This window comes from Nostoc sp. JL31 (assembly GCF_017114965.1).
Taxonomy (GTDB): domain Bacteria; phylum Cyanobacteriota; class Cyanobacteriia; order Cyanobacteriales; family Nostocaceae; genus Nostoc; species Nostoc punctiforme_A.
Genome location: NZ_JABXKO010000080.1, coordinates 75,908 through 82,357, shown reverse-complemented (window position 1 = coordinate 82,357; position 6,450 = coordinate 75,908). Strand labels below are relative to the sequence as shown.

The 6,450-nt window shown below is 44.5% G+C and carries 5 protein-coding genes and 1 pseudogene; 4 read left to right on the top strand and 2 right to left on the bottom strand.

Annotation, left to right across the window (positions count from 1 at the left end):
• Positions 1 to 79: 79 nt before the first annotated feature.
• The 4 genes and pseudogenes from HWQ43_RS18760 to HWQ43_RS18745 form a co-directional block, all read left to right on the top strand.
• A pseudogene (locus HWQ43_RS18760) lies at positions 80 to 1,120 on the top strand (aminotransferase class V-fold PLP-dependent enzyme); the annotation flags it as partial.
• Positions 1,121 to 1,336: 216 nt separating this feature from the next.
• A complete protein-coding gene (locus HWQ43_RS18755; protein ID WP_292736818.1) occupies positions 1,337 to 2,413 on the top strand; it encodes an AAA family ATPase in 1,077 nt (358 codons plus the stop codon).
• A 2-nt stretch (positions 2,414 to 2,415) separates the two neighbouring features.
• Positions 2,416 to 3,825, top strand: a complete 1,410-nt coding sequence (locus HWQ43_RS18750) for a hypothetical protein (protein WP_292736816.1) — start codon at positions 2,416 to 2,418, stop codon at positions 3,823 to 3,825.
• Between the two features lie 70 nt (positions 3,826 to 3,895).
• Positions 3,896 to 4,873 carry a hypothetical protein gene (locus tag HWQ43_RS18745; protein ID WP_292736814.1) on the top strand — a complete coding sequence of 326 codons (978 nt, stop codon included), beginning with the start codon at positions 3,896 to 3,898 and terminating at the stop codon, positions 4,871 to 4,873.
• A gap of 288 nt (positions 4,874 to 5,161) precedes the next feature.
• On the opposite strand, the gene HWQ43_RS18740 is transcribed toward HWQ43_RS18745, so the two are convergent.
• Together HWQ43_RS18740 and HWQ43_RS18735 are read right to left on the bottom strand one after the other, a co-directional pair.
• On the bottom strand, positions 5,162 to 6,001 hold the full coding sequence (locus tag HWQ43_RS18740; RefSeq protein ID WP_292736831.1) for a M56 family metallopeptidase: 840 nt from the start codon (positions 5,999 to 6,001) through the stop codon (positions 5,162 to 5,164).
• Positions 6,001 to 6,420: a BlaI/MecI/CopY family transcriptional regulator gene (locus tag HWQ43_RS18735; protein ID WP_099102645.1), complete on the bottom strand. Its 420-nt coding sequence runs from the start codon at positions 6,418 to 6,420 to the stop codon at positions 6,001 to 6,003. The genes HWQ43_RS18740 and HWQ43_RS18735 overlap by 1 nt, the downstream gene beginning before the upstream one ends.
• Between the last annotated feature and the right edge of the window lie 30 nt (positions 6,421 to 6,450).

The following is a 6,450-nucleotide window of genomic DNA, read 5'->3' as shown; positions in this document are numbered from 1 at the left end:
AGTTTACTTTGACGCATTCATTGACCTTGCTACAATTCATATCTGGATTAACAAAATATTATTAGTGGGATAGGTTCATGAACCTTTGCGCTTTTTTGGTAGAGAGTGGGAACCTCTGCTAGACGATGCCAGAAGTAAGTTGGCGGCGTTTGTAGGTGCTGATGTGCAGGATTTGGTATTTGTCCCCAATGCAACAACTGGCGTTAATTCGGTGTTAAGGTCGCTGACATTTTCACCAGATGACGAAATACTTACAACTAACCACGAATATAATGCTTGCCGCAATGCACTTGATTTTATTGCCAGTCGCACTGGTGCGCGGGTGGTGGTGGCAAAAGTTCCTTTCCCGATTGACTCGCCACAGCAAATAGTAGCAGCAGTAATTGAGCGAGTTTCAGCAAAAACCCGATTAGCACTTTTGGATCATATTACCAGCCAGACAGGGTTAATCTTCCCGATTCAAGAGTTGGCGAAGGAGTTGCAACAACGGGGTGTAGATACATTGGTCGATGGGGCACATGCGCCTGGAATGATTTCTCTAGATTTGCGAGAGATTGGCGCAACTTATTACAGTGGGAATTGTCATAAATGGCTGTGTGCGCCCAAAGGGGCAGCATTTTTGTATGTGCGACGAGATAAACAGTCAGAAATTCGTCCTCTGACAATTAGCCACGGGACAAATTCGCCACGCACTGATAAAAGCCGCTTTCAGTTGGAATTTGACTGGACAGGTACAGACGATCCTACAGCTTATATGTGTGTACCGGAAGCGATCGCTTTTATGGGTTCGTTGCTACCTGGTGGATGGACAGAATTGAGACAGCAAAATCATCAGCTAGTGTTGCAGGGAAGACGGGTACTTTGTGAAGCGTTAGAAGTGCAGCCGCTTTGTCCAAAGGAGATGATTGGTTCAATGGCAGTTGTGCCAATGCCTACGACTTTGGAAAACCGCGATTTCATGTCTATACATGATGAGTTGTTTGATAAGTTTGGTATTCAAGTGCAGGTGATGCCGTGGCAGGAAAAACCTCGGCTGTTGGTAAGGATTTCGGCGCAGATTTACAATACTTTAGAGCAGTATGAGTATTTGGCAAAGGTGTTAAAGGGATTGTGCTGTTAATCTAGTTTAGGAAATTGGCGATCGCATCAAGGGTATGTTTTGCACTTGTAGCAGTAAACATTGGCCTATTTGCCAAATAAATATTTTTCTCAGATACCACATTTAAGGCAAGAGACGGCGATTTATCGCATCTTTGCAGATTGCAAAGACATTACGGGGCTAGTGTTATTCTTTTAGGTGATTGCACTTAAGCTGAAACTAGGATAAACGCTTTACATGACTTCTGGAGCGCTGCCTTCTAATCCTTTTGTGGCTGCGGGGATGATTGAAGATCCCAGGCTGTTTGTCGGTCGTAAAGATGAATTACACGCGATCGCATCTCGGATGAAGGGCGATCAGCCTACAAGTATTAATATAGTTGGTGAGAAGCACATTGGTAAATCTTCGTTGCTGCATTATTTCGTTCTGACTTGGCAGCAGCGAGTATTAAACAACAGCAGTAGTTATGTGGTAATTTACCTACCGTTACGGGGTGTAGATTGCCAAACTGAAACGGGTTTCTATGAGGCTGTAGCTGAAGGTTTACTGAGTCATGTTCAGGGATGGCAACAACGCAGTCTGCAAAATTGTTGGAAGAGTAAGCCGCTTAATCGTCAAGCATTTTCAGATGCGGTTAAGCAATGGAAACAGCAAGGAAAGCTACCCGTTCTCTGTCTGGATGATTTTGAAAGCCTTTTGAAATATCCCGATAAATTCGATAATGGATTTTATGACAATTTGCGATCGCTGATGGATAGCAACGCCTTGATGCTAGTGGTGGCTTCGCGTAAACAATTGGATGTTTATGCTAACGAGCATCGGTTTGTCTCTAGTTTTTTCAATATTGGTCACACGATTTCTTTGAATGAACTAACTACAGATGAGGCTATTGAACTGTCGCGCTTACCAACTCGCTCTACAAATGGTGCAGCTTTGAGTGTAGACGAACAGAATCATGCCCAGCAATGGGGCGATCGTCATCCTTATAAGTTGCAATTAGCTGGTTACTATTTGTGGGAAGCACGTCAACAAGGCAAAGCAATCAAGTGGGCGAAACAGCAGTTTGAACAACAGCTTAGTAAAGCTAAATCCGCATCTAACGGACAGCGATGGCAATTATGGCTGCGTTGGTTAGTTTGGGATTTGCCACTGCGTCTAGGTAAGATACCCCAATTCATTGGTGTAACTGTAGGTGATATCGGCAACTGGATTACTGGGTTAGTCATGTTGCTTTTACCAGTTTTAGTTTTGGTGGGTGTGGTGCGCTGGAATGAAGTTTGGGATTTTGTGCGTGACAAGCTGGGGATAAAGTAGCAATGAGTAACAGGTCTCCAGCATCAGGCTTTTGGAATTATGTGGCTGAATGTGTGCGCCTTTTGTATTGGAGTTACTTCAAACCTTTTACCTTTGAACGCTGGCTGCGTGAAATTCATCCAGAATTGAAGCCGAGAGATAACCCCTTTGATAAACGGGCTGAATTTCGTACTAACCCCCGCCTGTATTGCTATGCTGAGCAGGTTTGGTGGGTAACTGCTGTAGTTCCAATGTTTACTGTGTTGCTACTAGCACTAGTTTACATTCTGATTAGTGGTGAGTCATTTAACTGGTTTAAAAGCTGTGTTTTTTTGGTGGGCTATTTTATAGGAAGAGTTCTAGACCGTGGCAGTAACAAAAATAGAGTAGTCATTTTCCTGGTTATTGCCCATAATATATTTTCGGCAGTTCAATTTTTATCAGGCGTGGCGTTCGGCGTAGTGGGACGCGTGGCGGTAAGCGTGGCGTTCGGCGTGGTGGTAGGCGCATCGCTCAACGTAGTGGGAGGCGTAGCTTTCGCCGTAGCCTTGACCGTATTTTTCGGCGTAGCGTTTGGCCTGGAGGTAAACGTGGCGGGCAGCGTAGCAGTAGGTGTGGTGTTCGGACTGGTGTTAGGCCTGGCGCTAAACGTGGCGCTAAACGTGGCGCTAAACGTGGCGGTAAACGTGGCGGGCAGCGTAGCAGTAGGTGTGGTGTTCGGCGTGGTGTTTGGCGTGGTGTTCGGCGTTGCAGTAGGTGTGGTGTTCGGCGTTGCGTTCGGCGTGGCGTGGATTTTGGGTATGTTGCGGGTTTACTTCTGGTTGCCAGAATTACTATGGATACTCACCCTGTTCTTGTTGTCTCGCAATGGAAAGCAGGTAAATTGTTTGCGATATCTGCCTCCTCGCTTTGATGAATTGATTATTTTGCCTCTGCCTTTCATGGATGTGATGATTGTGGAGGCTTATCGAAAGAACCCAATCGCTGCCCGTGAGACTATTAATTATTTAATCTCTTCCACCAACCAGCAAAAAGTTGCAGCACAGGCAATTTCTGGTATTGCTGTAGATATTCTCAATCGTTGTCAGAGGTTGAGCGATATTGTGGAGATTGCTAACCAACTAGCGTGGATTCCCTCACCACCGCCAAAGGAACTTGGCGTTGTACTACCCCAATCTTTGGATATTACTCAGAATGTACGGGCATCAGAGGAAGCAACTTCACCTTATCGTAAATATGAGTTACTCAATATTCCCATCACTGCATTACGCCAACTGGGGCAAAGTCTAGCTTTGACAAAAGATGCTCGCGCTGCTGTCTCTTTTGGCAACACTGCACAAAGCTGGCTAACTATATTAGAAACGGCACAGCACACTTTAAACGAACAAGCACAGCAATCAAAAGAAATTCGGCAACGTTTATATTGCTGGTAACTCGCTAGACCCGGAAACAGCAAAGAATCGTTTCAAAGGGCGAATTGGCATATTTCGGGAAATCGAATCTTTGGCGCTTTCTGAGCAACCACCAGTGTTGTTACTCTATGGAGGGCGGAGGACAGGGAAAACTTCAGCGTTGAAATATCTACCTTACAGAGTACAAGCAAATATTGTACCTTTGCTGGTAGATTTACAAGGAGCAGCATCAGCGACAACGTTAAAAGGATTGGCTGAAAATTTAGCTCAACAAATTATCGAAGCTGCACGGCGATTACCCCGCAGAGTATACTTGCCTAATCCAGATGCCAATAAACTAGCTGAAGATCCATTTCCTGCGCTGCAAACTTGGTTCGCAGAAATAGAACGCAGCAACTCCGGTAAGCAATTTCTCCTCTGTTTGGATGAATATGAACGCCTGAGTGAGGTAGTGGAAGCAACAAGTAGCCGTGCGCCACTCAATTTTATCCGTAACCTGCTGCAACACCAACGCAATTGGATTTTACTTTTTAGTGGTTCACAGGAGTTATCTGAACTTGATGATTACTGGAGTGACTATCTAATTAACACCCGTGCTTTGCGAATGACTTACCTGCACGAATTAGAAGCCCGCGATTTGATTCAACAGCCAGTAGAGAACTTCCGCGATATCTATGAACCAACTGCTGTAGATGAAATTATCCAACTTACTCGCTGTCAACCTTATCTCGTTCAGTTGGTGTGTTATGAGGTGGTGGAGTTGCTAAACCGCGATATCAGAAGAAACAGGCGAGAAGCAGATACAGCAAAAGCAACTGCACAGGATGTTAAAGAAGTTATACCTGTTGTACTTGAGCGAGGCGATCAGTATTTTCGGGAATTATGGAAGAGTTTAACAGATAGCGATCGCTCTCTGCTACGCCGGATAATCTACGGGGAAACTCCTACACAGCAAGACAAAGGTGTTATCCGCAAACTAACGCGAAAAGAAATTTTGACTCAAGAAGGCAATGCTTTTCAAGTGCCTTTGGTGCAAAAGTATATAGAACAGTTGCTAGAAGAAGAATAAGCGTAATTCGTAATTTGAAATTACCGCTTGTTAATTTGTTGCGATCGCTATATTTGTTACAAACACTACGATTTTCGTTACAATCAATACGTTTTCATTACCAACGCTACAATTTTCGTTACAATCACTACGATTTCTGTTACAAATAATCTGATTTTTGTTACAAACACAATAATTTCGTTACAAACAATCTGATTTTCGTTACAATCAATACGTTTTTATTACCAACGCTACGATTTTCTTTACAAACATCACGATTTCGTGCTGTAGTAGCTTTTTAAATTCAACTTAACTATGAAATATCACAGACAGTAGAGGTAAAAACGCCAGCAAAAAGCCATACCAGGATTGCAATTGAGCTTCTGGGGTTGGTTCTGGTGGTGCTAATAAAGCTTCTACTCTTTGTTCTAAACGATCTGCACCAGAGGAACCTAATGCAGCACAGCAAATTTCCGATAAGACTGGGCCGCTACTAACCACTAATAAAAGTGATTCCGCTAATACTAAAGGGTCTACCTGCAATGCTGCATAACCGTCGGCACGGAGTTCGCGCAAAGCTAACAATTCTTCCCACAAAGGCTCTGTATTCGGCAACCATGCAGTGCAAGAACGCACCCAACCCAACCAAAAAAACCAGAACGTATCCCTGTAATGGTGATGCCCTTGCTCATGGGCTAAGACGCTTTCTAAATGAGCTGGTGACAGAGTTTGCACTAATCCTTGACTAACCACTAATTCTGGTTGCCAAAAACCGATTTGACCTGCAAACAACGCGCCTGTTTGCAGCAGTCTGGCTCGTCTATCGCCAACATTCACTAAAGGGCAGTTACGGGCAGATTCTACAGACTGCCAACCCTGGAAGGCAAGTTTAATGCATGAAATGGCAAAAAATGCTAAATAAATTAATGCTAGTAAATAGCTAATTGAGCCTGTATACATTCCGCCCATTTGTCCTTGAGGCCCCATGAACAGCACAGCGATCGCAGTCATGAAAATTAGCAAGGGCGGGAAGAGAAACAAAAATAGCGATCGCTGCCATCGCAGATTCCAATTACCTTGGGGTTGATTAGAAGCGGATCTTAACCACCAGGCAACTGCCAAAGCATTCAAAATCATTATCAGATGCATCATTGTTCCTCCCTGGCTTGGCGTGCAGATTGAATACGTTTGGCGATCGCTGCTATTTGCTCGCTAGCTGCTTCATCCAGACTATCAGCAAAGGCAGCAACAACATCGGGATTCCCCACCGCTAGAAATCGTTGTAACTGCTCGTGAGCTTTGATGACATCTGATTGCTGCTTACTCAGCATTGGCCGCCAATAGAATGCCCGCTCCTTCTTGTCGCAGGCCAGCCAACCTTTATCAGTGAGGCGACGTAAAACAGTGGTTACAGAAGTATACGCTAATTCGCGGTTGGGATCGGCGAGGATGCGATCATGTACATCCTTAACTGTGGCTGAACCAAGTTCCCAGATGATATTTAAAATTTCCGCTTCTAACGGACCTAAAGATAGCTGTTTAGGGCGGTAGTCGGGTAAAGGTGCCATAGCAATTTCAAGGGGGAGTGGGGAGTGGGA